This window comes from Klebsiella sp. HC6, assembly GCF_022605325.1.
Classification (GTDB): Bacteria; Pseudomonadota; Gammaproteobacteria; order Enterobacterales; family Enterobacteriaceae; genus Klebsiella; species Klebsiella terrigena.
In genome coordinates this window covers 364466-391423 of record NZ_CP093276.1, presented here as the reverse complement: position 1 = coordinate 391423, position 26958 = coordinate 364466, and the positions used below count along the sequence as shown (strand labels likewise).

The 26958-nt window shown below is 58.5% G+C and carries 20 protein-coding genes; 14 read left to right on the top strand and 6 right to left on the bottom strand.

All coding sequences use genetic code 11. The features are described 5' to 3' along the window. From MMW58_RS01755 to pckA, 5 genes are all read left to right on the top strand, one after another. Positions 1 to 2133 (top strand): intracellular growth attenuator family protein, encoded by a 2133-nt coding sequence (locus MMW58_RS01755; protein ID WP_241722670.1) that lies wholly within the window; start codon positions 1 to 3, stop codon positions 2131 to 2133. A 59-nt stretch (positions 2134 to 2192) separates the two neighbouring features. Continuing rightward, complete coding sequence (gene yrfG, locus MMW58_RS01750; protein WP_076946148.1) at positions 2193 to 2864, top strand: GMP/IMP nucleotidase; 672 nt, start codon at positions 2193 to 2195, stop codon at positions 2862 to 2864. Between the two features lie 9 nt (positions 2865 to 2873). After that, entirely contained in the window at positions 2874 to 3275 is a 402-nt protein-coding gene (gene hslR, locus MMW58_RS01745; RefSeq protein WP_133600043.1) for a ribosome-associated heat shock protein Hsp15, read from the top strand. 45 nt (positions 3276 to 3320) lie between these two features. Continuing rightward, positions 3321 to 4199, top strand: coding sequence for an Hsp33 family molecular chaperone HslO (hslO, locus tag MMW58_RS01740; RefSeq protein WP_095105292.1), 879 nt, complete (start codon positions 3321 to 3323; stop codon positions 4197 to 4199). 359 nt (positions 4200 to 4558) lie between these two features. Next, entirely contained in the window at positions 4559 to 6181 is a 1623-nt protein-coding gene (pckA, locus tag MMW58_RS01735; RefSeq protein ID WP_133600044.1) for a phosphoenolpyruvate carboxykinase (ATP), read from the top strand. A gap of 109 nt (positions 6182 to 6290) precedes the next feature. Here pckA and envZ read toward each other — a convergent pair whose 3' ends face one another. Continuing rightward, positions 6291 to 7652, bottom strand: a complete 1362-nt coding sequence (gene envZ, locus MMW58_RS01730) for a two-component system sensor histidine kinase EnvZ (RefSeq protein WP_041143014.1) — start codon at positions 7650 to 7652, stop codon at positions 6291 to 6293. Continuing rightward, positions 7649 to 8368, bottom strand: a complete 720-nt coding sequence (gene ompR / locus MMW58_RS01725) for an osmolarity response regulator transcription factor OmpR (protein ID WP_001157751.1) — start codon at positions 8366 to 8368, stop codon at positions 7649 to 7651. Before ompR ends, envZ begins: the two co-directional genes overlap by 4 nt. 247 nt (positions 8369 to 8615) lie before the next feature. On the opposite strand from ompR, the gene greB reads away from it, so the two are divergent. From greB to feoC, 5 genes are all read left to right on the top strand, one after another. Beyond that, positions 8616 to 9089 (top strand): transcription elongation factor GreB, encoded by a 474-nt coding sequence (greB, locus tag MMW58_RS01720; RefSeq protein WP_133600045.1) that lies wholly within the window; start codon positions 8616 to 8618, stop codon positions 9087 to 9089. Between the two features lie 151 nt (positions 9090 to 9240). Beyond that, the gene (locus MMW58_RS01715) at positions 9241 to 11568 is read left to right on the top strand and encodes a Tex family protein (protein WP_241722669.1); all 2328 of its coding nucleotides are present in this window, start codon (positions 9241 to 9243) and stop codon (positions 11566 to 11568) included. Between the two features lie 399 nt (positions 11569 to 11967). Further along, positions 11968 to 12195, top strand: coding sequence for a ferrous iron transporter A (gene feoA, locus MMW58_RS01710; RefSeq protein WP_004868486.1), 228 nt, complete (start codon positions 11968 to 11970; stop codon positions 12193 to 12195). A 29-nt stretch (positions 12196 to 12224) separates the two neighbouring features. Beyond that, on the top strand, positions 12225 to 14543 hold the full coding sequence (gene feoB, locus MMW58_RS01705; protein WP_241722668.1) for a Fe(2+) transporter permease subunit FeoB: 2319 nt from the start codon (positions 12225 to 12227) through the stop codon (positions 14541 to 14543). Between the two features lie 9 nt (positions 14544 to 14552). Continuing rightward, a complete protein-coding gene (gene feoC / locus MMW58_RS01700) occupies positions 14553 to 14789 on the top strand; it encodes a [Fe-S]-dependent transcriptional repressor FeoC (RefSeq protein WP_133600048.1) in 237 nt (78 codons plus the stop codon). A gap of 69 nt (positions 14790 to 14858) precedes the next feature. On the opposite strand, the gene MMW58_RS01695 is transcribed toward feoC, so the two are convergent. Together MMW58_RS01695 and bioH are read right to left on the bottom strand one after the other, a co-directional pair. Next, positions 14859 to 15128, bottom strand: a complete 270-nt coding sequence (locus MMW58_RS01695) for a YdgH/BhsA/McbA-like domain containing protein (RefSeq protein ID WP_041143019.1) — start codon at positions 15126 to 15128, stop codon at positions 14859 to 14861. Between the two features lie 111 nt (positions 15129 to 15239). Next, complete coding sequence (gene bioH / locus MMW58_RS01690) at positions 15240 to 16022, bottom strand: pimeloyl-ACP methyl ester esterase BioH (protein ID WP_159237901.1); 783 nt, start codon at positions 16020 to 16022, stop codon at positions 15240 to 15242. Positions 16023 to 16061: 39 nt separating this feature from the next. Here bioH and gntX point away from each other — a divergent pair, with 39 nt between their 5' ends. From gntX to gntT, 3 genes are all read left to right on the top strand, one after another. Then, a complete protein-coding gene (gene gntX, locus MMW58_RS01685) occupies positions 16062 to 16736 on the top strand; it encodes a DNA utilization protein GntX (RefSeq protein ID WP_133600050.1) in 675 nt (224 codons plus the stop codon). 58 nt (positions 16737 to 16794) lie between these two features. Then, positions 16795 to 17370, top strand: coding sequence for a Fe-S biogenesis protein NfuA (gene nfuA, locus MMW58_RS01680; protein WP_045854024.1), 576 nt, complete (start codon positions 16795 to 16797; stop codon positions 17368 to 17370). A gap of 351 nt (positions 17371 to 17721) precedes the next feature. Further along, entirely contained in the window at positions 17722 to 19038 is a 1317-nt protein-coding gene (gntT, locus tag MMW58_RS01675; RefSeq protein WP_133600051.1) for a gluconate transporter, read from the top strand. Positions 19039 to 19139: 101 nt separating this feature from the next. Here the strand turns inward: gntT and malQ are convergent, their stop codons facing one another. Both malQ and malP read right to left on the bottom strand, forming a co-directional pair. Next, positions 19140 to 21230, bottom strand: coding sequence for a 4-alpha-glucanotransferase (malQ, locus tag MMW58_RS01670; protein ID WP_133600052.1), 2091 nt, complete (start codon positions 21228 to 21230; stop codon positions 19140 to 19142). 10 nt (positions 21231 to 21240) lie between these two features. Beyond that, positions 21241 to 23631, bottom strand: a complete 2391-nt coding sequence (malP, locus tag MMW58_RS01665) for a maltodextrin phosphorylase (RefSeq protein WP_133600053.1) — start codon at positions 23629 to 23631, stop codon at positions 21241 to 21243. Positions 23632 to 24252: 621 nt separating this feature from the next. Here malP and malT point away from each other — a divergent pair. After that, on the top strand, positions 24253 to 26958 hold the full coding sequence (gene malT, locus MMW58_RS01660) for an HTH-type transcriptional regulator MalT (RefSeq protein ID WP_045854020.1): 2706 nt from the start codon (positions 24253 to 24255) through the stop codon (positions 26956 to 26958).

The following is a 26958-nucleotide window of genomic DNA, read 5'->3' as shown; positions in this document are numbered from 1 at the left end:
ATGGGCACCTTTCTGATTTTCTTCACGGCACTGCTGCTCTGCGCACTGCTGATCGGGTGGTGGTATCGCGCGCATGCCAGACGTCGTCGCCTCCCTTTACTGCACGCCTTCAGCGATGCCGCTACGCGCAAGCTCTCCGCCGAGGAGCGCCGGGCGGTAGAAAAGTATCTCGAGGGGCTCAGCCAGGCGCAGAAGATACCGGCTACCGGTGCCAGCGTTGCGCCGGTCTCTCTGACGCTGAACGCGCAGAGCGAGACCGTTATTACGGTAACCCGGGCCATCACCCGCTACGGCATCACCACCGACGATCCGAACAAATGGCGCTACTTCCTTGATTCGGTGGAGGTTCACCTTCCGCCGTTTTGGGAACAGCACATCAACGACGAAAATAGCGTCGACCTGATCCCAACCGACAGCCTGCCGCTGGTTATTGCCCTCAACGGCCACGCGCTCAGCGACTACCCGCAGGAGGCCCGCGGCTACGCGCTTGAAAGGGTGTCGGCTACCCAGGCCTCCATCCGCGGTGAAGAGAGTGAGCAGGTAGAGCTGCTGAATATTCGCCAGGAGACCGCCGAAGAGCATGCGCTTAGCCGCCCCGACGGTCTGCGCGAGGCGGTGCTGATAGTCGCCGCATTCCTGCTGTTTTACTTCAGCCTGATCAGCCCCTACGTTTTCACTCCCTGGCTGCTCGGCGGCGGGCTCCTGCTGCTGTTCGCTGGCCTGTGGGGGATGTATGCTCCGCCGCGTAAAAACTCCCTGCGGGAGATCCACTGCCTGCGCGGAATGCCAAAACGCTGGGGTCTGTTTGGTGAAAACGATCAGGAGCACATCAATAATATCTCCCTGGGGATCATCGACCTTATCTATCCCCGCCACTGGCAGCCCTGGATTGCCCAGGATCTCGGCCAGCAAACGGATGTCGATATCTACCTCAGCCGTCACGTCGCGCGCCAGGGACGCTTCCTGTCGCTACACGATGAGGTCAGGCACTTCCCGCTCCAGTACTGGCTACGCAGCGCCATTATCGCCGCCGGCGCCCTGCTGGTGGTGGTGATGCTGTGGGCCAGCGTGCCGCTGAATATGCCGTTTAAATTCACGCTTTCGTGGCTCAAGGGCGCGCAGACCATCGAAGCGACGACCGTTGCTCAGCTAGAGAAATCGCAGGTCCGCATCGGCGATACCCTGCGGCTGAAGGGCACCGGCATGTGCAATATCCACACTCCGGATACCTGGACGGCAAAAAAAGAGAACTCGCCGTTTATGCCGTTTGACTGCTCGCAAATCGTCTGGAACGATGCCCCTCCCCTGCCGCTGCCGGAGTCCGACATCGTCGGCAAAGCCACCGCGCTGATGCAGTCCGTCCAGCGCCAGCTGCATCCTGACCCGGACGATGATTCACGCGTTAGCCCGGCGCTGCGCTCGGCCATTCAGAAATCAGGAATGGTGCTGCTGGATGATTTTGGCGATATCGTTATCAAAACCAATAGCCTGTGCTCGGCGCAAGATGACTGCACGCGCCTGAAGAATGCGCTGGTCAACCTTGGCAATACGCGCAGCTGGGATGCCCTGACCAAACGCGCCAGCTCGGGCAAACTGGACGGCATCAACGTGCTGCTACGCCCGGTCAGCGCCGAGTCGCTGGAAAACCTGGTGACCACCTCCACGGCGCCGTTCGTGATCCGCGAAACCTCGCGCGCGGCGCAGGCGCTGAACAGCCCGGCTCCCGGCGGTTTTTTAATCGCCAGCGATGAGGGCAGCGATCTGGTCAGCCAGCCGTGGCCAACCGTCAGCCTGTATGATTACCCTGCCCACGATCAGTGGGGCGAGCTGCAGCGGCTGGCCGGAATGCTGATGCATACGCCTTTCCACGCCGAGGGCATCGTCACCAATCTCTATACCGATGCCAACGGCACGCAGCATATCAATCTGCACCGCATTCCCGATCGCTCAGGGCTGTGGCGCTATCTCGGCACGACGCTGCTGCTGCTGGCGATGCTCGGCTGCATGTCCTGGCACGGCGTGCTGGCGATCCGCCGCTACCAGCGCCATCGCCAGCGAATGGAAGAAATTGAGAAGTATTATGAAAGCTGCCTGAACCCGGTACTCATCTCCTCGCCGGAACATCACGAGTAATCCTTTGCGCGACGGGGTGTGTTAACCTGTCGCGCATTTCCCCTCGCTGGAGACTCACCATGCACTTTGATATCGCCTGGCAGGAGGTTGATACCGTTCTGCTGGATATGGATGGCACCCTGCTCGACCTCGCCTTCGACAACTATTTCTGGCAAAAGCTGGTTCCGGAAACCTGGGGCGCCGCCCGCGGCCTTAACCTGCAGGAGGCCAGAGAAGCGATGCACCAGGAGTATCACGCGGTGCAGCATACGCTAAACTGGTACTGTCTTGACTACTGGAGCGAGCGCCTGAATTTGGATATTCGTGCGATGACCAGCGAACAGGGGCCAAAAGCCGCCCTGCGCGAAGATACCGTACCGTTCCTTGACGCTCTCAAAGCCAGCGGCAAGCGGCGGATCCTGCTGACCAACGCCCATCCGCACAACCTGGCGGTCAAGCTCAAGCACACCGGTCTTGATGCACACCTTGATTTATTGCTTTCCACCCACACATTTGGTTATCCGAAAGAGGATCAGCGCCTGTGGCGTGCGGTGGCTGAGGAAACCGGCTTCGATGCGCATAAAACGCTGTTTGTTGATGACAACGAGGCGATCCTCGATGCGGCAGCGCAGTATGGCATTCGCTACTGTCTTGGGGTGACCAATCCTGATTCCGGGCTGGCGGAAAAGCGCTACGCCCGCCATCCTGGCATGAATGATTACCGGCGCCTGATCCCCTCGCTGACGCAATAAGGAGAGGCCATGAAAGAGAAGCCCGTCGTCGCCATCAGGCTGGACAAATGGCTTTGGGCAGCCCGCATCTATAAAACCCGTGCGCTGGCGCGCGAGATGATTGAAGGCGGCAAGGTGCACTATAACGGACAGCGCAGCAAGCCTGGAAAAATCGTCGAGCTGGACGCCACCCTGACGCTACGCCAGGGCAACGACGAACGCACCGTCGTCGTAAAAGGCATGACTGAACAGCGCCGGCCCGCCAGCGAAGCCGTCGCGCTGTACGAAGAGACGGTAGAGAGCATCGAGAAACGCGAAAAAATGGCGCTGGCGCGCAAAATGAACGCGCTAACCATGCCGCATCCCGACAGACGTCCGGACAAGAAAGAGCGCCGCGACCTGATGAGATTTAAACACGGCGATAGTGAATAACGGCCTGAACTCCAGGCAGCGCTGTTGCCAGCAAGAGAGACTATTATGACTCAACACGATCAATTACATCGTTACCTGTTTGAAAACTATGCCGTGCGCGGCGAGCTGGTTACCGTTTCAGAAACGCTGGAACAAATTCTGGCTAACCATAGCTACCCGCAGCCGGTCAAAACCGTGCTGGCGGAGCTGCTGGTAGCTACCAGCCTGCTGACCGCAACGCTGAAGTTTGCCGGCGATATTACCGTGCAGCTGCAGGGCGACGGCCCCCTCTCTCTGGCGGTAATTAACGGCACCAACCAGCAGCAGCTGCGCGGCGTCGCGCGCATCCAGGGCGAGATCCCGGAAGATGCCGATCTGAAAACGCTGGTGGGTAACGGTTATCTGGTCATTACCATCTCCCCGGATGAGGGCGAGCGCTATCAGGGCGTCGTCGGCCTGGAAGGCGAAACCCTGGCCGCCTGCCTGGAAGATTACTTCCAGCGCTCGGAGCAGCTGCCGACCCGCCTGATCATCCGCACCGGTGAACATGACGGAAAACCGATGGCCGGCGGCATGCTGCTGCAGGTGATGCCGGCGCAGGACGCTCAGGCCGCAGATTTCGAGCACCTGGCGACCCTGACGGAGACCATCAAGGCCGAGGAGCTTTTCACCCTGCCGGCTAACGATGTTCTGTGGCGCCTGTATCATGAAGAAGAGGTCACGGTTTACGATCCGCAGAACGTGGAGTTCAAATGTACCTGCTCCCGCGAACGCTGTGCGGGCGCGCTGAAGACCCTGCCGGATGAAGAAATTGATAGCATCCTGGCAGACGAGGGCGAAATTGATATGCACTGCGATTACTGCGGCAATCACTATCTCTTCAACGCCATGGATATTGCTGAAATCCGCAATAACGCTTCCCCGGCCGATCCCCAGCTTCACTAATCGTCCCCTCCGCCAGGCGCTTCGCCGGGGGTTTTCACCCCCGCCGCTCCTGGCGTCAAGTTTTTTACGCGCGAGATGAATCGATTCCCACTGAAAGGGTTACGTAATTTTCTTTCAGGAAAGCGATTACATTCACAGTTCGGCAGTTTTTTTAATTACTTTTTAACCATTAAGAAACATCTATCCCCACCAATAGCCAATTTCCTGAGATAATCCACCCGTTTCGTGACAGGAGTCACCGTGTTTTCCGTCAGCAAGGCGTTTGTCGAGATACGTAAATCTATGAGCCTGGTCGCGGTCTATACCCCTCAATAACCCCTACAATTTAAAGCAGTATATATTGGCTAAGGAGCAGTGACATGCGCGTTAATAATGGTTTAACCCCGCAGGATCTCAAGGCTTATGGTATCAACGACGTCCAGGATATCGTCCACAATCCCGACTACGACACATTGTATCAGGAGGAGCTCGACCCCAATCTGGAAGGGTATGAGCGTGGCGTATTAACCAATCTTGGTGCTATCGCTGTCGATACCGGTATTTTCACCGGCCGTTCGCCGAAAGATAAATATATCGTTCGTGACGATACGACCCGTGACACCGTCTGGTGGTCTGATAAGGGTAAGGGCAAGAATGACAACAAGCCGCTCTCACAGGAGACCTGGCAGCACCTGAAGGGACTGGTTACCCATCAACTCTCCGGCAAGCGTCTGTTTATCGTTGACGCCTTCTGCGGCGCCAATGCCGACACCCGCCTGAGCGTACGCTTTATTACCGAGGTGGCCTGGCAGGCGCACTTCGTCAAAAATATGTTTATCCGCCCGACGGATGAAGAGCTGGCGGTATTTGAGCCGGATTTCATCGTGATGAACGGCGCGAAATGCACCAACCCACAGTGGCAGGAGCAGGGGCTGAACTCAGAGAACTTTGTCGCCTTCAACCTGACCGAGCGTATCCAGCTGATCGGCGGGACCTGGTACGGCGGCGAAATGAAAAAAGGGATGTTCTCGATCATGAACTACCTGCTGCCGCTGCAGGGCATCGCGTCAATGCACTGCTCGGCCAACGTCGGTGAAAAAGGCGATGTCGCCGTCTTCTTCGGCCTCTCCGGCACCGGTAAAACCACCCTTTCCACCGATCCAAAGCGTCGCCTGATCGGCGATGACGAACACGGCTGGGACGACGACGGGGTGTTTAACTTCGAAGGCGGCTGCTACGCGAAGACCATTAAGCTTTCCGAAGCCGCCGAGCCTGATATCTACCACGCCATTCGCCGCGACGCGCTGCTGGAAAACGTCGTCGTTCGCCCGGACGGCACCATTGATTTTGATGACGGCTCAAAGACCGAGAACACCCGCGTCTCCTACCCGATCAATCACATCGAAAATATTGTTAAGCCGGTATCGAAAGCGGGCCACGCCACCAAGGTTATCTTCCTGACGGCCGATGCCTTTGGCGTACTGCCGCCGGTATCGCGCCTGACCGCCGATCAGACGCAGTACCACTTCCTCTCCGGCTTTACCGCCAAGCTCGCGGGAACCGAGCGCGGCGTGACGGAACCGACGCCGACCTTCTCCGCCTGCTTCGGCGCTGCCTTCCTGTCGCTGCACCCGACGCAGTACGCGGAGGTGCTGGTCAAGCGTATGCAGGCATCCGGCGCGCAGGCTTACCTGGTGAACACCGGCTGGAACGGCACCGGCAAGCGTATTTCGATTAAAGATACCCGCGCGATCATCGATGCGATCCTTAACGGCTCGCTGGATGACGCGGAAACCTTTACGCTGCCGATGTTCGACCTGCAGATCCCGACCGAGCTGCCGGGCGTGGATACCCATATCCTCGATCCGCGCAACACCTACGGTTCGCCGGAGCAGTGGCAGGAAAAGGCCGAGCAGCTGGCGAAGCTGTTTGTGGAAAACTTCGAGAAATATACCGATACGCCGGCGGGCGCGGCGCTGGTTGCCGCAGGGCCGAAGCGCTAAGCGTGAACGCGGGTTAAGAAAAAGCCGGGCTTTGCCCGGCTTTTTTTATGCCTCATCTTTATGCCTCGTTGCCCGGCTTCGCGGGCTGACAGCCTGACGTAGCGCGCTATCAGCTCTCTTTGTTCTGTCTCGCCGGCGCGAGGGCGCGGTGGACGGGGATCGGCAGCCATGCGCGAATCAACAGCCCACCCCGCTCGCTGGAACCTATCTCCAGCCGACCGTTATGGTTATCGATAATACGCTGCACGATGGCCAGCCCCAGGCCGGTACCGCTGGTGCTGCGGGCGCTATCGCCGCGCACAAACGGCTGGAACAGGTGCTCTCGCTGCTCCGGCTTGATGCCAGGACCATCGTCCTCGACCTGGAACCACGCGCTGCTTGCTTCACTTCCGCTGCTGACCTTAATCCAGCCGTTGCCGTAGCGCGCGGCGTTCACCACCATATTGGCCAGCGCGCGCTTGATGGACAGAGGATGGATGCGCAGCGGGATCTCTCCGGCCTGCAGGTCGGTGGCAATTTCGCGCTCATAGCCGCTTTCCGCCGCGATAACCTCACCCAGCACCGAGTTCAGATCCGCCAGCTCCATCGGCATCTCCTGACCGGTACGCAGATAGTCAATAAACTGCTCGATGATGGCGTTGCACTCTTCGATATCTTTATTGATCGACTCGGCGAGGTAACCGTCTTCTGCCGCCATCATCTCCGTCGCCAGGCGAATGCGGGTCAGCGGCGTGCGCAGATCGTGGCTAACGCCGGCCATCAGCAGCGTACGATCGTCAGCCAGCTGCTTAACGCCCGCGGCCATATGGTTGAAGGCGCGGGTCACCGAGCGAACCTCGGACGCCCCGTACTCCCGCAGCGGCGGCGGAATAATGCCCCGCCCAACCTGCAGCGCCGCGTGCTCAAGATCAACCAGCGGTCGGTTCTGAATACGGATAAAGAGCCAGGCGCCGCCAATCGCCAGCAGCATAATCGCCAGGGTATAGCGGAACAGCGGCGAGAAATCGCCCTGATGGATTTCCGTCAGCGGGACGCGCACCCAGATATTCGGAGAGAGCCAGGTTTTCAGCCACACCACCGGCGAGCTTTTGTTGACCTCAACCCGCACTTCGGTTGGCCCGCCGAGCTGGTGCGCCATCTGCTGGCTTAAAAACTCATAGTGCTGCGCCCAGCGCAGACCTGCATCTTCCGCCGCTTCATTGGAATAGAGCGAAATGCCCAGCTCCCGATAAATCTCGCGACGAAAGGCCGGAGGCACCACCAGCTGGGTGCCATCCTCGAGCTGCAGCTTATCGGTCATCAGCATACGGACTTCGTAGGCCAGAACCTTATTAAACTGCTGCAGACTCGGCAGGATCGCGAAATTCAGCACCACCAGATAGGTCGTCACCAGGCTGACGAACAGCAGGGTGACGATCAGCAGCAGGGTGCGAGCAAACGAACTTCGCGGCGAAAAGCGCACGCGTTTCATGCCTTAGAGCCGTCCGGTACGAAGACGTAGCCAAGGCCCCACACGGTCTGGATATAGCGCGGATGTGCCGGGTCCTCTTCCACCATGCGGCGCAGGCGGGAGATTTGCACATCGATGGAGCGCTCCATCGCCGAGTATTCGCGGCCGCGGGCAAGGTTCATCAGCTTATCGCGGGAGAGCGGCTCGCGCGGGTGGCTCACCAGCGCCTTCAGCACCGCAAACTCACCGCTGGTCAGCGGCATAGGCTCATCTTCACGGAACATCTCGCGGGTGCCGAGGTTAAGCTTGAATTTACCAAAAGCGATAACCGCCTCTTCCTGCGAGGGAGCGCCCGGCAGCTCATTCGCCTGACGGCGCAGCACGGCGCGGATACGCGCCAGCAGCTCGCGCGGGTTGAAGGGTTTGGGAATGTAGTCGTCAGCGCCGATCTCGAGGCCAACGATACGGTCAACTTCTTCCCCTTTCGCCGTCACCATAATGATCGGCATCGGGTTGCTCTGGCTACGCAGGCGACGGCAGATGGACAGACCATCTTCGCCAGGCAGCATTAAATCCAGCACCATCAGGTGGAAGGACTCGCGGGTCAACAGGCGATCCATCTGTTCAGCGTTGGCTACGCTTCGAACCTGGAAGCCCTGCTCGGTCAGATAACGCTCGAGCAGCGCGCGCAGGCGCATGTCGTCATCGACAACCAGAATCTTATAATTCTCTTGCATTGTTTATACTCCCAAAGGTTCACTGCAATTGTCAGTGCGTATTCTCAAAAAAGCCCGTGCCGGCCACCAGCTAAATCTGGTATATATTCCAGGCTAAATTGTTACAAAGCATATTTAACAGCAGCTTAAGTATACATTTAATCATAAGACACATTATTTATCCTGTCGGTATTATTACGCGCTACGAATTGTGCGCAGCCGCACAGAACCCTGCGCAATACCAGACAGTCAGAAGGTAGAACGATTAATGAAAACGCCGCTGATCACCCGTGAAGGGTATGAAAAACTTAAAAAAGAGATGGACTACCTGTGGCGCGAAGAGCGTCCTGAAGTCACCAAAAAAGTCACCTGGGCGGCAAGTCTCGGCGACCGCAGTGAAAACGCCGACTATCAGTATAATAAAAAACGCCTGCGCGAAATTGACCGCCGGGTACGCTATTTGAGCAAATGTCTTGAGCATCTGAAGATCGTTGATTACTCCCCGCAGCAGGAGGGCAAGGTGTTCTTCGGCGCGTGGGTCGAGATTGAAAACGACAGCGGCGACAGCAAGCGCTTTCGCATCGTCGGCTACGATGAAATCTTCGGCCGCAAAGACTATATCTCGATCGACTCGCCCATGGCCCGCGCCCTGCTGAAAAAAGAGGTCGGCGACCTGGCTACCGTCCAGACGCCCGCCGGCGAAGCCAGCTGGTACGTTAACGACATTGAATACGTCAAATAGGTCCTTGTGCCATCGGGCGATTCTATTTGCCGCTTTGCTCGCGGATCTCTGCCCGGAAGATTCCGAGAGACCTCCGCCGCGACTGGCATTTTGCGGTGCCAGTCCGTATAACTATCCCCTGATTTTTTGATCCAGTAGATGAAGCCAAGCCATGATGAATGATTCGCTCTGCCGCATTATTGCGGGTGAACTTCAGGCCAGGACTGAACAGGTAGAAGCTGCCGTTCGCCTGCTTGATGAAGGGAACACCGTGCCGTTTATTGCACGTTATCGTAAAGAAGTCACCGGCGGTCTGGATGACACGCAGCTGCGTAATCTGGAAACCCGCCTCGGCTACCTGCGCGAACTGGAAGACCGCCGCCAGTCGATCCTCAAATCGATCGGCGAGCAGGGTAAACTGACCGATGCGCTGGAAAAAGCCATCACCACCACCCTGAGCAAAACCGAGCTCGAAGATCTCTACCTGCCGTATAAGCCAAAGCGCCGCACCCGCGGGCAAATCGCGATCGAAGCCGGGCTGGAGCCGCTGGCGGATCTGCTGTGGAACGAGCCGTCCCACGATCCGGAAGCCGAAGCCGGCAAATTTATCAATGCCGACGGCGGCGTGGCGGATACCAAGGCCGCCCTCGACGGCGCGCGCTATATCCTGATGGAGCGCTTCGCTGAAGATGCCGGGCTGCTGGCAAAGGTGCGCGACTATCTGTGGAAGAACGCGCATCTGGTCGCGACCGTGGTCAGCGGGAAAGAAGAGGAAGGCGCGAAGTTCCGCGACTACTTCGATCATCACGAACCGATTTCAACCGTGCCTTCTCACCGCGCGCTGGCGATGTTCCGCGGCCGCAACGAAGGCATCCTGCAGCTGGCCCTGAACGCCGATCCGCAGTTCGACGAGCCGCCGAAAGAGAGCCACTGCGAGCAGATTATTATCAGCCATCTCGGCCTGCGCCTGAACGGCGCGCCGGCCGATAGCTGGCGGAAAGGGGTGGTGAGCTGGACCTGGCGCATCAAGGTCCTGATGCATCTCGAAACCGAGCTAATGGGCACCGTACGCGAACGCGCGGAAGATGAAGCCATTAACGTCTTTGCCCGCAACCTGCACGACCTGCTGATGGCGGCGCCTGCGGGACTGCGCGCGACGATGGGCCTCGATCCTGGCCTGCGTACCGGCGTGAAGGTGGCGGTCGTTGACGGGACCGGCAAGCTGGTCGCCACCGACACCATCTATCCGCATACCGGCCAGGCGGCTAAAGCCGCGGTGGCGGTCGCCGGGCTCTGTCAAAAGCACAACGTTGAGCTGGTCGCTATCGGTAACGGCACCGCATCGCGCGAAACCGAACGCTTCTTCCTCGACGTACAGCAGCAGTTCCCGAAGGTCACCGCGCAGAAGGTGATCGTCAGCGAAGCGGGGGCGTCGGTTTATTCGGCCTCCGAGCTGGCGGCGCTGGAGTTCCCGGACCTTGACGTTTCCCTGCGCGGCGCCGTCTCTATCGCCCGCCGCCTGCAGGATCCGCTGGCCGAGCTGGTGAAGATCGATCCAAAGTCTATCGGCGTCGGCCAGTACCAGCACGATGTTAGCCAGTCCCAGCTGGCGCGCAAGCTGGATGCGGTAGTTGAGGACTGCGTAAACGCCGTCGGCGTTGACCTGAATACCGCCTCCGTGCCGCTGCTCACCCGCGTCGCCGGGCTGACCCGCATGATGGCGCAGAACATCGTCGCCTGGCGCGATGAAAACGGTCAGTTCCAGAACCGCCAGCAGCTGCTGAAGGTGAGCCGCCTCGGTCCAAAAGCCTTTGAGCAGTGCGCGGGTTTCCTGCGCATCAACCACGGCGATAACCCGCTGGATGCCTCCACCGTTCACCCGGAAGCCTATCCGATCGTTGAGCGGATTCTGGCCGCCACTCAGCAGGCGCTACAAGAGCTGATGGGTAACAGCAGCGAGCTACGCAACCTCAAGGCCAGCGAGTTCACCGATGAGAAATTCGGCGTGCCGACGGTGACCGACATCATCAAAGAGCTGGAAAAACCGGGCCGCGATCCGCGTCCGGAATTCAAAACCGCGAAGTTCGCTGATGGCGTAGAAACCATGAACGATCTGCTGCCGGGCATGGTGCTGGAAGGGGCGGTCACCAACGTCACCAACTTTGGCGCGTTTGTCGATATCGGCGTGCACCAGGATGGCCTGGTGCACATATCATCGCTATCGAACAAGTTCGTTGAAGACCCGCATACCGTGGTCAAAGCGGGTGATATCGTCCAGGTTAAGGTGATGGAAGTTGACCTGCAGCGTAAGCGTATTGCCCTGACGATGCGCCTGGATGAGCAGCCAGGCGAGAGCAACTCGCGCCGCGGCGGCGGCGAGCGCCCGCAGGGTAATCGTCCGCCGGCAAAAGCGGCGAAGCCGCGCGGCCGTGAAGCCCAGTCGAACGGCAATAGCGCGATGATGGACGCGCTGGCGGCAGCAATGGGTAAAAAACGCTAGCCCCTCTTTGCCCCCCGCTTCGGGGGGCAATCTCCCGCCGACAAAGCAGCAATATTGCGTAAACGCTTCACGATAAATTCCAATAATCTGTTAATAAAGGCGAGCGCAAGTCTATTTATTAAATATTCATTTCATTAACCAATGAAACCTCAATTAAACAGTAATGTCAGAATGTAATATTTTATTTATTTACTCCTATCGCACAGACCTTGAGTCATATCAATAAAACAGCGAATTTCCGCGCAAAGTCTATTATTTCGTCCGTTATGTATTGATGATAAAAACTATTCTCATTATCATTATTTGCAGTATCTATTCTTCTTCGTTGGCTATGCTCCCCGGTGCCGCCCAGCGCGCACGGTAAACTCTCGTTCAGTTAGCGATATACAAGTAGGCCCTATGCAATTCACTCCTGATAGCGCTTGGAAAATTACCGGTTTCTCTCGCGATATAAGCCCGGCTTATCGGCAGAAACTGTTATCCCTTGGCATGTTGCCTGGCTCCTCTTTTAACGTGGTACGCGTGGCGCCGCTTGGCGATCCTGTGCATATCGAAACCCGGCGCGTGAGCCTGGTATTACGTAAAAAAGATCTCGACCTAATAGAACTGGAAGCGGTTGCACAATAACGCCCGGCCCGGCAACAAGAGTCTGAAATATGAAAAAATTAACCATTGGTTTAATTGGTAATCCTAACTCCGGCAAGACCACGTTATTTAATCAGCTCACCGGCGCCCGCCAGCGCGTGGGGAACTGGGCCGGCGTAACCGTTGAGCGTAAAGAGGGAGCCTTTACCACCACGGATAATCAGGTCACGCTGGTTGATTTACCCGGTACCTATTCGCTGACCACCATCTCCTCGCAAACCTCGCTGGATGAGCAGATTGCCTGCCACTATATTCTCAGCGGCGACGCCGACCTGCTGATTAACGTCGTGGATGCGTCAAACCTTGAGCGCAACCTCTACCTGACGCTCCAGCTGCTGGAGCTGGGGATCCCCTGCGTCGTTGCCCTGAACATGCTGGATATCGCCGAGAAGCAGAAAATTCGCATCGACGTCGACGCCCTCTCCGCGCGCCTTGGCTGCCCGGTTATCCCGCTGGTGTCGACCCGCGGCCGCGGTATCGAAGCCCTGAAAATGGCTATCGATCGTCATCAGGAAAACAGCGCGATTGAGCTGGTGCACTATCCGCAGCCGCTGCTGCGCGAGGCGGAAAAACTGGCGCAGGCCATGTCCCGCGACATTCCGCAGCGCCAGCGCTGCTGGCTCGGCCTGCAGATGCTGGAAGGCGATATCTACAGCCGCGCCTACGCCGGCAACGCCGCCGATAGGCTCGATGCCGCCCTTGCGAACCTGAGCAAAGAGATTGACGATCCGGCGCTGCATATTGCCGATGCCCGCTACCAGAGCATTGCCGCCATCTGCGATGCGGTCAGCAACACGCTGACCGCCGAGCCGAGCCGATTCACCGCCGCGATGGATAAAATTATCCTCAACCGGGTGCTTGGCTTGCCCATTTTTCTGTTCGTCATGTATCTGATGTTTTTACTGGCCATCAACATCGGCGGCGCGCTGCAGCCGATATTCGACGCCGGATCGGTGGCTATCTTTATCCACGGCATTCAGTGGCTGGGCTATACCCTGCATCTCCCGGAGTGGCTGACCGTGTTCCTCGCTCAGGGGATCGGCGGCGGTATTAACACCGTGCTGCCGCTGGTGCCGCAAATCGGCATGATGTACCTGTTCCTCTCCTTCCTCGAAGACTCCGGCTATATGGCGCGCGCGGCGTTCGTAATGGACCGCCTGATGCAGGCGCTGGGCCTGCCTGGGAAATCCTTCGTGCCGCTGATTGTCGGCTTCGGCTGCAACGTGCCGTCGGTGATGGGCGCGCGTACGCTGGATGCACCCCGCGAGCGCCTGATGACTATCATGATGGCGCCGTTTATGTCCTGCGGCGCGCGGCTGGCTATCTTTGCCGTATTCGCCGCGGCCTTCTTCGGGCAAAACGGCGCGCTGGCGGTCTTCTCGCTGTACCTGCTCGGCATCGTGATGGCAATCCTCACCGGCCTGATGCTCAAGCACACCATTATGCGCGGTGAAGCCTCACCGTTCGTGATGGAGCTGCCGGTATATCACGTACCGCATATCAAAAGCCTGGTCATCCAGACCTGGCAGCGCCTGAAAGGCTTCGTCCTGCGGGCGGGTAAAGTCATCGTGATCGTCAGCATCTTCCTCAGCGCGCTGAACAGCTTCTCGCTCAACGGCAGGCTGGTGGATAACATTAACGACTCGGCGCTGGCGTCGGTCAGCCGGGTCATCACCCCGCTGTTTAAGCCGATTGGCATTCATGAAGACAACTGGCAGGCGACCGTCGGGCTGTTTACCGGCGCAATGGCCAAAGAGGTGGTCGTCGGCACGTTAAACACGCTTTACACCGCCGAAAACATTCAGAATGAAGCCTTTAATCCTCAGGAATTCCACCTCGGCGACGAGCTGCTGGCGGCGGCGGATGAAACCTGGCAGAGCCTGAAAAGCACCTTCAGCCTGAGCGTGCTGGCGAACCCGATTGAAGCCAGCAAGGGCGATGGCGAAATGGCAACCGGCGCCATGGGCGTGATGAGCAGCAAATTTGGCAGCGCCGCCGCGGCGTACAGCTATCTGATTTTCGTCCTGCTCTATATTCCGTGTATCTCGGTGATGGGCGCCGTCGCTCGCGAATCAAGCCGCGGCTGGATGTCGTTCTCCATCCTGTGGGGGCTGAATATCGCCTTCTCACTCTCCACGCTCTACTATCAAACCGTGAGCTTTAGCCAGCACCCGCGCTATAGCCTGGTGTGCATCCTCGCCGTCGTGCTGTTCAACGTCGTGCTCTTTGGCCTGCTCCGTCGCGCGCGCAGCCGGGTCGACATCTCGCTGCTGGCAACGCGTAAAACGCCGTCGTCATGCTGCCAGAGCCCGGCCGGCGATTGCCACTAAGGAGCGATGATGGCGTCGTTAATTGAAGTACGCGATATGCTGGCACTGCAGGGGCGGATGGAGGCCGCGCAGCTCAGCGCCCGCCTGCACGCGCCGCAGCCGCTGGTTGACGCGATGCTGGGCCGGCTCGAAGCCATGGGCAAGGTTCAGCGGGTAGCCCAGGACCCAGAGGGATGCCTCTCTGGCAGCTGCAAAAGCTGCCCGGAAGGAAAGGCCTGCTTAACGGAATGGTGGTCGCTGCGTTGACGGTGTGTACAGAGTAAGCACGGGCCGCCGTCGGCGGGGAGAAGCGGGTCCTCGGACCCGCCAGGCGAATTATTTGTAGACGTCTGCGTTAGCGTGAACCGTTTTTTCGTTTTTGTTACCGGCAATCACCACGAAGTATTTACCGCCGAGCTCATCCGCCTTTTTCGACAGATCGCGCTTGGCATCCATCGGCGAGGTCGTTTTAGAGGTGGTGATGCTGCCGACTTTGGTCAGATTCATCGTCGCGACCTCATCTTTCTGAATTTCTTTCGCTGCGAACGCGCCAAACGACAGACTGCCAATCACCAGAGATGTCAAAATACCCGTAATAAGTTTCATAGCCTCTACTCTCCATTAGGTTGTTTTTTTTAGGCCGCCGAGATGAAATGAAATAATCATCTGCCGCAACAATCTAAGTATTGCTATGCCCCGGATTTTTACCACGTTCTGCTAAAAATAATTCCTCAGCCGGTTTTTTAACGCCAGCAGCGGCTGGCAGAAGTCGTGTGGATGCGAGATAAACGGCGCATGGGCCGCCTTGTCGAAGACGATGGATTCACTCTTTTCCCACATTGTATCAAGAAGGGGGACGATTTTGCGCGGCACCAGGCCGTCCAGGCGACCGTACAGCCGCAGGAACGGCATCGGCAGCGCCGCCAGCGGCTGGCGCAAATCGGCGGTTTTCAGGATTTCGAGCCCGCCGTTCAGAGCCGCTATCGACGGCATCGGTAGCGACAGGACGGTGCTTTTCAGCGCCCGGGCATCCTGGCGCGCGCTTTCGGTTCCCATCGTTTGCAGGGCCAGAAAACGCTCAACGGTACGCTGAAAGTCATCGCTGAGCTGCTGCTGAAAACCGCTCAGCACTTCCGGCTTAATACCCGGCCAGTCGTCGTGCGCGCTGAAGCTCGGGGAAGAGGCGACGGTAACCAGCGCCAGCACGCGCTGAGGATGCCGTAAGGCTATCTGGCTTGCCACCAGGCCCCCCAGGCTCCAGCCCAGCCAGATGGCCTGCTCGGGGGCTTTTGCCAGCACCTGCTGCGCCATCTCCTCCAGCGATAGCGCGCCGAAGCCGCTGCTGCGACCATAGCCCGGCAGGTCAACCACGTGCAGCGTGAAGTGCGAAGCCAGCTGCGGCGTAATGCAATCCCACACCCCGGCATTCAGCCCCCATCCGTGCAGCAGCACAAGATGACACTTCCCTTCGCCCACGGTTTGCCACCAGATGTCGTTCATCAGCTATTGTTCTCTTTTCACCAGATATCAGGGGGAAATATGCTAACAGCACACGGCTTATGCTGGCTATGCCAAATGCCGCTGGCCATAGCCAGCTGGGGATTCTGCTCCCGCTGCAGCGCATCGCTTGCCACCCGTCAGCCCCGATGCCCGCGCTGCGGACTGCCTGCCGGCACCGGCACCGTCCCCTGCGGTCGCTGCATCCAGGATCCTCCGCCGTGGCAGCGGCTGGTGGCCGTCAGCGACTACCTTCCGCCGCTCAGCGGCCTGATCCACCAGCTGAAATTTACCCGCCGCCCGGAGCTGGCCCCGGCGCTGGCTCGCCTGCTGCTGCTGCGTATCCGCCAGAGCGAAGGCCTGCCCCCCGCGGACAGGATTGTCGGCGTCCCGTTGTGGCAGCGGCGGCAATGGCGGCGAGGTTTTAACCACAGCGATCTGCTGTGCCGCCCTCTGGCCCGCTGGACGCGCGCCGCCTGGCGCAGCGACGCGCTGCGGCGCAGCCGCCCTACTGCAACTCAGCATCAGCTCACCGCGAGGCTGCGTAAGCGGAACCTGAAAAATGCGTTTCAGCTTGAATTATCGGTTCGGGGTCACCATATCGCCATTGTGGATGATGTCGTCACAACCGGAAGCACCGTCGCCGAGATATCCCGCCTGCTTTTGCGAAACGGTGCCGCGACGGTTCAGGTATGGTGTATATGCCGTACCTTGTAGACCCCTGCTGATGGGCGTATAATAACCCAGTAAAATAGTCAACTATTAGGCCAACGCTATGATCCGTATTTCCGATGCTGCACAAGCGCACTTTGCCAAACTGCTGGTAAATCAGGAAGAAGGGACACAAATTCGCGTATTTGTGATTAATCCCGGCACCCCAAACGCTGAGTGCGGCGTATCCTACTGCCCACCGGATGCGGTGGAAGACACCGACACGACGCTGAAGTTTGAGCAGCTGACCGCGTACGTCGACGAACTCAGCGCGCCGTATCTGGAAGATGCTGAAATCGACTTCGTGACCGATCAGCTTGGCTCCCAGCTGACGCTGAAAGCGCCAAACGCCAAGATGCGTAAAGTGTCCGACGACGCACCGCTGATGGAACGCGTTGAATATATGCTGCAGTCGCAGATCAACCCGCAGCTGGCAGGCCACGGTGGTCGCGTTACGCTGATGGAAATCACCGAAGACAACCTGGCGATTCTGCAATTCGGCGGCGGCTGTAACGGCTGCTCGATGGTCGATGTGACCCTGAAGGAAGGGATCGAGAAGCAGCTGCTGAACGAATTCCCGGACCTGAAAGGCGTGCGCGATCTGACCGAGCATCAGCGCGGCGAGCACTCCTACTACTAAGCCGTCCGCCATACCGCACTCCCCAGCCCGGCCGTACTTTTGCTGCCGGGCCGCCCCCTCCTGATGTTACTCCGCCCGCTTTATCGCTAGTCGCACATGCAAAAAACCCGGGAAAGAGTATGACTTAAGTCTCATATTTAAAATATTCACCGCCAGGGTGATTCTCAACCTTCATATGTTACCCGTATCATCTCCCTCAGGCTCCGCTGCTATAAAAATAGCCAGCTATCCTTTCTGATAAGAAGTGATAGTCGATTTTATGGCGCCATACAGTTTGTATCCCCGCCCGGAGCAAACGGAACAAGATTGAAGTTTTACGTTACCCATAACAAATGAAAGGCCAGGTAAATTATGCCATTAGTCATCGTTGCTATCGGGGTCGCCCTGTTATTACTGCTGATGATCCGCTTCAAAATGAACGGCTTCATCGCTTTGATTCTGGTGGCGCTCGCCGTCGGACTTATGCAGGGCATGCCTCTGGATAAAGTCATCGTATCCATCAAAAACGGCGTCGGGGGCACCCTCGGCAGCCTCGCGCTGATCATGGGCTTCGGCGCAATGCTCGGCAAGCTGCTGGCAGACTGCGGCGGCGCGCAGCGAATTGCCACCACGCTTATCGCTAAATTTGGCAAAAAGCATATCCAGTGGGCGGTCGTTCTGACCGGCTTCACCGTCGGCTTCGCGCTGTTCTATGAAGTGGGCTTCGTCCTTATGCTGCCGCTGGTATTCACCATCGCCGCATCTGCCCGCATCCCGCTGCTGTACGTTGGCGTGCCGATGGCGGCCGCGCTCTCCGTGACCCACGGCTTCCTGCCGCCGCACCCGGGCCCGACGGCGATCGCCACTATCTTCCACGCCGATATGGGTAAAACCCTGCTGTACGGTACGCTGCTGGCAATCCCGACCGTAATCCTTGCCGGCCCGGTCTTCGCCCGCTTCCTGAAAAACATCGATAAGCCGATTCCGGAAGGCCTGCACAACCCGAAGACCTTCACTGAAGAAGAGATGCCGGGCTTTGGCGTCAGCGTCTGGACCTCTCTGGTGCCGGTGGTGCTGATGGCGATGCGTGCCGTTGCCGAAATGCTGCTGCCGAAAGGCCACGCGTTCCTCAGATACGCCGAATTCTTTGGTGACCCGGTGATGGCAACGCTGATCGCCGTTCTGATTGCCCTGTTTACCTTTGGCCTCAACCGCGGCCGCTCGATGGAACAGATCAACGAAACGCTGACCTCGTCCATTAAAATCATCGCCATGATGCTGCTGATTATCGGCGGCGGCGGCGCCTTTAAGCAGGTTCTGGTTGATAGCGGCATGGATAAGTACATCGCCTCGATGATGCATGGTTCCAGCATGTCTCCGCTGTTTATGGCGTGGTCAATTGCGGCGGTTCTGCGTATTGCGCTGGGTTCGGCGACCGTTGCGGCAATTACCGCTGGCGGTATTGCGGCTCCGCTGATCGCTACCACCGGCGTCAGCCCGGAGCTGATGGTTATCGCCGTGGGCTCCGGCAGCGTGATTTTCTCTCACGTCAACGACCCGGGATTCTGGCTGTTCAAGGAGTACTTCAACCTGACCATCGGCGAGACCATTAGATCGTGGTCGATGCTGGAAACGATTATCTCGGTCTGCGGCCTGATCGGCTGTCTGCTGCTGGGAATGGTCGTGTAAGGATCAATTAAGCATAAAAAAGGCCGGGTATGCGTGATGCTACCCGGCCTTTTTATTTATCGTTTTGGCCGCTTCCCCGCCGCCGGGGAAGCGCTAGCTCATTACGGTTTCTTCTTTGCTGCCGCCCTGCGGCGCTTGTCTAAATCCTTGAGCAGCTTATTGACCTGCGCATCGGCAAACATCTGCTCGAGCGAAGTCGACAGCTTGCGCCGCCAGTTCGGATACTCGGTGCTGGTACCCGGAATGTTAACCGGCGCAGCCATCTCCAGCCAGTCCTCCGGCTGCAGGCCCAGCAGCGCGCTGTTGCTGTCGGCGATGTAGCGCTGCATCCCGCGGTTGAGGGTTGAGGTCATCGTCATCAGCGACGCGTTATGCCCGGCGCGCTTGGGCAGACAGCCGTACTTATGCAGCGCATCCAGCAGCCCCTGCTTCGCCAGCTCCCGGTCCTGATATAGCCCGCGCAGCACCACTTCATCCGGATAGAGTCCCAGAGATTTGCCGAGCGTCAGGTCTCCGCTTTCCCAGTAGCCGCGCAGCGTTGGCAGGTCATGCGTTGTTGCCACAGCCATTGATTGTTCCGGATACGTCTGCGGCGCACGGAACGTTTTCTCATTGTCATTTTCAAAATAGAGCACTTTGTAGGAGTAGACGCCGCTCTTACGCAGCTTGCTGACAATTTCCACCGGCACGGTACCCAGGTCTTCACCGATCACCATGCAGCTATGGCGCTTACTCTCCAGCGCCAGAATAGACAGCAGATCGTCTACCGGATACTGAACGTAGGCCCCGTGATCGGCGGTTTCACCGTACGGGATCCACCACAGGCGCAGCACCGACATCACGTGGTCGATACGCAGAGCGCCGCAGTTTTGCATATTGGCGCGCAGCAGCTCGATAAACGGCTCGTAGGCGCGGGCGACGATGATGTGCGGATCCATCGGCGGCAGGCCCCAGTTTTGCCCGAGCGGGCCCAGAATATCCGGCGGAGCTCCTACCGAGGCTTTCAGGCAGTAAAGCTCGCGATCGCACCAGGTCTCAGACCCGCCTTCCGCTACGCCAACCGCCAGATCGCGATAGAGGCCAATCGGCATCGCATCGCGCTGGCTGGTGTGCCAGCAGGTGGCAAACTGCGAACAGGCCAGCCACTGCAGCCAGAGGTAAAAATCCACCTCATCAGCGTGTTCAGAACAGAACGCTTTCACCTCCGGGCTGGAGATATCCTGGTACGCCTTTGGCCAGGCCGGCCAGCCCCAGCGCAGCGGATCCTGCTGGACCTGCCGCGCGTGCAGCGCATCGAACGCCGCCTGCCAGTAGAGGCTTTCCCCTTCGCGCTGAACGAACTGACGGAACTCCGTCATCGCCTCATCGCTGCGGGCAGAGAAGCCTTTCCAGGCCATGCGCAGCGCGGTCATTTTCAACGCCGTGACGGCGGTGTAGTCAACATCATCCGTCTGCCGCGCCGCCCGTAAAGCCTGCTGGGTCGCCGGCAGCTGCCACCACGCCTGCGCCTCTTTGCTCAGGCGGAAATCTTCGACCGCGTTAACGTCGATATAGATAACGTTCAGCCAGCGGCGCGAGGAGGGGCTGTACGGGCTGGCGCTTTCCGGGTTGGCCGGATAGAGCGCATGAATCGGGTTAAGGCCAATAAACGCCCCGCCTCGCTGAGCGATTTCCGGCAGCATCGCGCGCAGGTCGCCGAAGTCGCCAATCCCCCAGTTTTTTTCCGAACGCAGCGTATACAGCTGCACGCAGGCGCCCCACAGCTTCTGCCCCTCTTTCAGGGCCTGCGGCTCGTAGCAGCGCACCGGGGCGACAATCGCCCGACAGTGCCAGCGATCACCGTTCCGGGTGAGCGTCAGGGTATGGTAGCCTTCCGGCAGTTTGGTCGGCAGCGACAGCGTGTCGCCACCTTTTACCTGCCCCTGATACTGCTTCCCTTCTTCGGTGGTCAGGATCCAGTGAAACTCACCGTGCCCGGCCACCGGCAGCGACATTTTTTTGCCGTGGGTGAAAACCTGTACGTTCGGCAGCGGATTAACCGCCGCCTTCGCGACGGTGGTCGTACGATGCATCGCATCAAGCAGACGCTGCTTGGTCACCGCGGCAATCGACTGCGGCTTGCCGTGCGCGTTGATGTAGCTCGGGCTGATCCCCGCCGCTAGCGCGGCGTTATCAAGGCGTTTCGTCTCCATAGGCCTGTCCTTAGCGTTTTGCCTGCCAGATACGTTGCTGATAATCGCGAATTGAGCGATCGGAGCTGAACATGCCGCAGCGGGCGGTATTCAGGATCGTTGCCCGGGTCCAGGCTTCCTGGTCACGGTAGAGCTCATCCACCTGCTTCTGCGCGGCCACATAGGTCGCGAAGTCAGCCAGCACCAGGTACGGGTCGCCGCCTTTGAGCAGGCTATGCAGCATCTGGTCAAACGCGTGCTTATCGCCGCCGCTGTACTTACCGCTTTCCAGCTCTTTCAACACCGCGTCCAGCAGCTTGTCTTTCTTACGCCATTTCAGCGGATCGTAGCCTTTGGCCTTCAGCGCCTTAACTTCTTCCACGGTATTACCGAAGATAAAGATGTTCTCCTCGCCCACCTGCTCGGCGATTTCAACGTTCGCGCCGTCCAGCGTGCCGACGGTCAGCGCGCCGTTCAGCGCCAGCTTCATGTTGCCGGTACCGGAGGCTTCTTTACCCGCCGTCGAGATCTGTTCAGAGATGTCCGCCGCCGGGATCAGCATTTCCGCGGCCGACACGCAGTAGTCCGGCAGGAAGACCACCTTCAGCTTATCGCCAACCAGCGGATCGCTATTGACGGCCTGCGCCACCTTGTTGATAGCGAAAATGATATTCTTCGCCAGGTAGTAGCCCGGCGCCGCCTTCGCGCCGAACAGGAACACGCGCGGTACGCGGTCGGCCTGCGGGTTTTCGCGAATCTCTTTATACTGCGCCAGGATATTCAGCAGGTTGAGGTGCTGACGTTTGTACTCATGCAGGCGCTTAATCTGGATATCAAAAATCGCCTGCGGGTTAATGTCGATCCCGGTACGCGCCTTCACAAACTCGGCGAGGCGAACCTTGTTGGCCTGCTTAATCTCGCGATAGCTCTGGCGGAACGCCGCATCATCCGCGTACTTTTCCAGGTTAATCAGCTGGTCGAGATCGTTCGCCCACTCTTTTTTCAGCGATTTATCGAGCAGCGCGGCCAGGGCCGGGTTGCACTGTTTGATCCAGCGGCGCGGCGTGATGCCGTTGGTCACGTTGTGGAACTTGTTCGGCCACAGCTGGTGATATTCCGGGAACAGATCCTTCACCACCAGTTCGGAGTGCAGCGCGGCCACGCCGTTTACCGCAAAACCGCTGACCACGCACATGTTCGCCATGCGAACCTGCTTGTCATGTACCACCGCCAGCTTAGCCCATACCTGCTCGTCGCCGGGCCAGGTTTTCTCCACCAGCGTCTTAAAGCGGGCGTTAATCTCTTTGATAATCTGCATATGGCGCGGCAGCAGCGCTTTGACCAGCTTCTCGTCCCAGCACTCCAGCGCTTCAGGCATCAGCGTGTGGTTGGTGTAGGCGAAGGTTTTACTGGTGATTGCCCACGCGTCGTCCCAGCTCAGCTGGTGCTCGTCGATCAGCACCCGCAGCAGTTCAGGGATCGCAATCGTCGGGTGGGTATCGTTCAGCTGAATGACTTCATAATCCGCCAGCTCGGCCAGCTTACGGCCCGCCAGGTGATGGCGACGCAGAATATCGGCAACCGAGCAGGCGCACTGGAAGTACTGCTGCATCAGGCGCAGCTTTTTCCCGGCCTGGTGGTTGTCGTTCGGATAGAGCACTTTGGTCAGCTTTTCCGCGTCGATGCCCTGCTGCTCGGCGCGCAGGAAATCGCCGTCGTTAAATTTGGTCAGGTTGAACGGATGCGCGTGCTTAGCCTGCCACAGGCGCAGCGGCTGCGCGACGTTGTTGCGATAGCCCAGCACCGGCAGATCCCAGGCTTCACCGGTAATCACGAACGCCGGCTGCCAAAGTCCGTTTTTCGAGACCTTGCCGCCAAGCCCGACCTGCACGTCGAGCTGCTCGTTGTGGCGGAACCACGGATAGCTGCTGCGTCCCCAGTCATCCGGCGCTTCCGCCTGCTGGCCGTCGTCGAAAGACTGACGGAACAGGCCGTACTGATAGTTCAGGCCATAGCCGGTTGCCGACTGGCCGACGGTGGCCATCGAATCCAGGAAGCACGCCGCCAGGCGACCCAGACCGCCGTTACCCAGGCCCGGATCGATCTCCTCTTCCAGCAGGTCGGTCAGGTGAACGTCGTGCGCCTTCAGCTCATCGCTCACCCCTTGATACCAGCCAAGGTTAAGCAGGTTGTTACCGGTCAGACGACCGATTAAAAACTCCATCGAAATGTAGTTAACGTGGCGCTGGCCTTCGGCAGGCATGGCCGCCGGCTGAGCCGCCAGCAGCTCGGCTAACGCGCCGCTCACGGCACGCCACCACTGACGCTGGGTCATCTCAGAAGCGGACTGTAGGCCAAAATGCTGCCACTGACGCGTCAGTGCAGCCTGAAACCGATCTTTGTTAAAAGAAGTCTGTGACATAAGAAATCCGGGTCCTTTACTAAAACGTTAGCGTTAGTGTGCCGACCTCCCGGGGTAACGTCCTCATCCCGGCAGGGATTAGGCAGGGAGGAGTAGCAGGGATGAGCGAAAAGTGTGATCGCGGCCACTATAACGTTAGCCTCCCGCTAAAAAGATGCTGCAAAATTCACCGCTTCGAAACAATATACCGTTCAATTACCGTGCTAACAGATTTGTTACAGGCCAATACCGCACGGATGAATAAAAAAGGCCCTGCTAATTATCTGTAAATAACAATTAGGCCTGCAGCAAAATAAACATGTTTGATGATGTAAATACGTCAAAGAGATTACTTATCAGAATTAACTGACATTAACTTAATAAAAACAAACAACTACAAAAAATGGGAATAAAAGTGATTTCCTGGTAGGCGGAAGTGAGGCAAACCCAGACGGCATGCACACTGGTACCGGTTTTAGGATGCTGACGATCTTATTGAGAATTTGTGACACGGTGCAAATTCAAGAGCATAAAATTCGGACATAACTTGCAATAACTTTCATTATCGCCGACCTTATTAGGTATTAATTACGAAGCGCAAAAAAAATCGCACCCCTCTCTTGCACAGCGAAATGTTGAACTATGTTGATTCCGTCTAAATTAAGTCGCCCAGTCCGCCTTGAACACACCGTGGTTCGCGAACGATTGCTGGCGAAACTTTCCGGCGCGAACAATTATCGTCTCGCGCTGGTCACCAGCCCCGCCGGGTACGGCAAGACCACGCTCATTTCTCAGTGGGCGGCAGGAAAAAATGAGCTCGGGTGGTTCTCGCTGGATGAAGGCGATAACCAGCAGGAGCGTTTTGCCAGCTATCTGATCGCCTCTATTCAACAGGCGACCGGGGGCCACTGCGTGGCCAGCGAAACGATGGTGCAAAAGCGCCAGTATGCCAGCCTGCCCTCGCTGTTTGCCCAGCTGTTCATCGAGCTTGCCGAGTGGCAGCGTCCGCTATTCCTGGTCATCGACGATTATCATCTGATCAATAACCCGGTGATCCACGACGCCATGCGCTTCTTCCTGCGCCACCAGCCGGAAAACCTGACGCTGGTTGTCCTGTCGCGTAACCTGCCGCAGCTGGGCATTGCCAACCTGCGCGTGCGCGATCAGCTGCTGGAGATTGGCAGCCAGCAGCTGGCCTTTACCCACCAGGAAGCAAAACAATTTTTCGACTGTCGCCTCGCCTCACCGATTGAGGCCGAAGATAGCAGCAGGCTGTGTGACGACGTCGCCGGCTGGGCAACAGCCCTCCAGCTCATCGCCCTCTCCGCGCGCCAGAATAACTCCTCCGCCCAGCACTCCGCCCGCCGCCTCGCCGGCATTAACGCCAGCCACCTTTCCGACTACCTCGTCGATGAGGTGCTGGACAACGTCGACGCGCGCACCCGTAACGTGCTGCTAAAAAGCTCGCTGCTGCGCTCGATGAACGATGCGCTCATCGTTCGCGTTACCGGCGAAGAGAACGGCCAGATGCAGCTGGAAGAGATCGAACGCCAGGGGCTGTTCATGCAGCGCATGGACGATTCCGGCGAGTGGTTCCGCTACCATCCGCTGTTCGGTAACTTCCTGCGCCAGCGCTGTCAGTGGGAGCTGGCGACCGAGCTGCCCGAAATCCACCGCTGTGCGGCGGAAGGCTGGATGGCGCAGGGCTTCCCCAGCGAAGCGATCCACCACGCGCTGGCGGCCGGCGATGCCAAAATGCTGCGCGACATTTTACTGAATCACGCCTGGGGCATGTTCAACCACAGCGAGCTGGGGCTGCTCGAGCAGTCGCTGGCGGCGCTGCCGTGGTCAAACCTGCTGGAAAACCCGCGGCTGATCCTGCTGCAGGCCTGGCTGATGCAGAGCCAGCACCGCTACAGCGAAGTGAACACCCTGCTGGCCCGCGCCGAGCAGGAGATGGACGCGGAGATGGATATCGCCATGCACGGCGACTTTAACGCCCTGCGCGCGCAGGTCGCCATTAACGCTGGCGATCAGGAAGAAGCCGAACGCCTGGCGATGGTGGCCTTAGAAGAGCTGCCGCTGGCAAGCTACTACAGCCGCATCGTCGCCACCTCGGTGCACGGCGAAGTGCTGCACTGCAAGGGCCAGCTAAGCAAATCGCTGGCGGTGATGCAGCAGACCGAGCAGATGGCTCGTCGCCACGATATCTGGCACTACGCCCTGTGGAGCATGATCCAGCAGAGCGAGATTCTCTTTGCCCAGGGCTTCCTGCAGGCGGCGTGGGAAATTCAGGAGAAAGCCTTCCAGCTCATCCGCGACCAGCATCTCGAGCAACTGCCGATGCACGAATTCCTGCTGCGCATTCGCGCGCAGCTGCTGTGGGCCTGGGCGCGGCTGGATGAAGCCGAGGCCTCTGCGCGCGGCGGGATGGACGTCCTTTCAACCTATCAACCGCAGCAGCAGCTGCAGTGCCTGGCGCTAATGGTGCAGTGCTCGCTGGCGCGCGGGGATTTAGATAATGCCCGCAGCCACCTGAACCGGCTGGAAAACCTGCTCGGCAACGGCCACTATCACAGCGACTGGGTGTCAAATGCCGACAAGGTGCGGGTGATCTACTGGCAGATGATCGGCGATAAAGCCGCGGCGGCCAACTGGCTGCGCCAGACGCCGAAGCCCGAGTTTGCCAATAACCACTTCCTGCAGAGCCAGTGGCGCAACATCGCCAGGGCGCAAATCCTGCTCGGTGATTTCGATTCCGCCGAAATGGTGCTGGAAGAGCTCAATGAAAACGCGCGTTCGCTGCGCCTGATGAGCGATATTAACCGCAACCTGCTGCTGCTCAACCAGCTCTACTGGCAGGCGGGACGTAAGAGCGAGGCGCAAAAAGTCCTGCTGGAAGCGCTCACCCTCGCCAACCGTACCGGATTTATCAATCACTTTGTTATCGAAGGCGAGGCCATGGCCCAGCAGCTGCGCCAGCTTATTCAGCTTAATACGCTGCCGGAGCTGGAGCAGCATCGCGCTCAGCGCATTCTGCGCGATATCAACCAGCACCATCGCCACAAGTTTGCCCACTTCGATGAGGGCTTTGTCGAACGGCTGCTCAACCACCCGGAAGTCCCGGAGCTTATCCGCACCAGCCCGCTGACCCAGCGCGAATGGCAGGTGCTCGGCCTGATCTATTCCGGCTACAGCAACGAGCAGATCGCCGGCGAGCTTGACGTCGCGGCAACGACCATTAAAACGCACATTCGCAATCTGTATCAGAAGCTCGGAGTTGCGCACCGCCAGGATGCCGTTCAGCACGCCCAGCGGTTGCTTAAAATGATGGGTTACGGCGTCTGA

What these genes read in the sequence shown, in the direction of transcription:
- malQ (WP_133600052.1), bottom strand. Translation starts at nt 21,230, where the DNA reads ATGGAGACGAAACGCCTTGATAACGCCGCGCTAGCGGCGGGGATCAGC.
- feoB (WP_241722668.1), top strand. Translation starts at nt 12,225, where the DNA reads ATGAAAAAATTAACCATTGGTTTAATTGGTAATCCTAACTCCGGCAAG.
- MMW58_RS01695 (WP_041143019.1), bottom strand. Translation starts at nt 15,128, where the DNA reads ATGAAACTTATTACGGGTATTTTGACATCTCTGGTGATTGGCAGTCTG.
- ompR (WP_001157751.1), bottom strand. Translation starts at nt 8,368, where the DNA reads ATGCAAGAGAATTATAAGATTCTGGTTGTCGATGACGACATGCGCCTG.
- greB (WP_133600045.1), top strand. Translation starts at nt 8,616, where the DNA reads ATGAAAACGCCGCTGATCACCCGTGAAGGGTATGAAAAACTTAAAAAA.
- gntT (WP_133600051.1), top strand. Translation starts at nt 17,722, where the DNA reads ATGCCATTAGTCATCGTTGCTATCGGGGTCGCCCTGTTATTACTGCTG.
- yrfG (WP_076946148.1), top strand. Translation starts at nt 2,193, where the DNA reads ATGCACTTTGATATCGCCTGGCAGGAGGTTGATACCGTTCTGCTGGAT.
- gntX (WP_133600050.1), top strand. Translation starts at nt 16,062, where the DNA reads ATGCTAACAGCACACGGCTTATGCTGGCTATGCCAAATGCCGCTGGCC.
- feoC (WP_133600048.1), top strand. Translation starts at nt 14,553, where the DNA reads ATGGCGTCGTTAATTGAAGTACGCGATATGCTGGCACTGCAGGGGCGG.
- nfuA (WP_045854024.1), top strand. Translation starts at nt 16,795, where the DNA reads ATGATCCGTATTTCCGATGCTGCACAAGCGCACTTTGCCAAACTGCTG.
- hslR (WP_133600043.1), top strand. Translation starts at nt 2,874, where the DNA reads ATGAAAGAGAAGCCCGTCGTCGCCATCAGGCTGGACAAATGGCTTTGG.
- feoA (WP_004868486.1), top strand. Translation starts at nt 11,968, where the DNA reads ATGCAATTCACTCCTGATAGCGCTTGGAAAATTACCGGTTTCTCTCGC.
- hslO (WP_095105292.1), top strand. Translation starts at nt 3,321, where the DNA reads ATGACTCAACACGATCAATTACATCGTTACCTGTTTGAAAACTATGCC.
- MMW58_RS01755 (WP_241722670.1), top strand. Translation starts at nt 1, where the DNA reads ATGGGCACCTTTCTGATTTTCTTCACGGCACTGCTGCTCTGCGCACTG.
- pckA (WP_133600044.1), top strand. Translation starts at nt 4,559, where the DNA reads ATGCGCGTTAATAATGGTTTAACCCCGCAGGATCTCAAGGCTTATGGT.
- bioH (WP_159237901.1), bottom strand. Translation starts at nt 16,022, where the DNA reads ATGAACGACATCTGGTGGCAAACCGTGGGCGAAGGGAAGTGTCATCTT.
- malT (WP_045854020.1), top strand. Translation starts at nt 24,253, where the DNA reads ATGTTGATTCCGTCTAAATTAAGTCGCCCAGTCCGCCTTGAACACACC.
- MMW58_RS01715 (WP_241722669.1), top strand. Translation starts at nt 9,241, where the DNA reads ATGATGAATGATTCGCTCTGCCGCATTATTGCGGGTGAACTTCAGGCC.
- malP (WP_133600053.1), bottom strand. Translation starts at nt 23,631, where the DNA reads ATGTCACAGACTTCTTTTAACAAAGATCGGTTTCAGGCTGCACTGACG.
- envZ (WP_041143014.1), bottom strand. Translation starts at nt 7,652, where the DNA reads ATGAAACGCGTGCGCTTTTCGCCGCGAAGTTCGTTTGCTCGCACCCTG.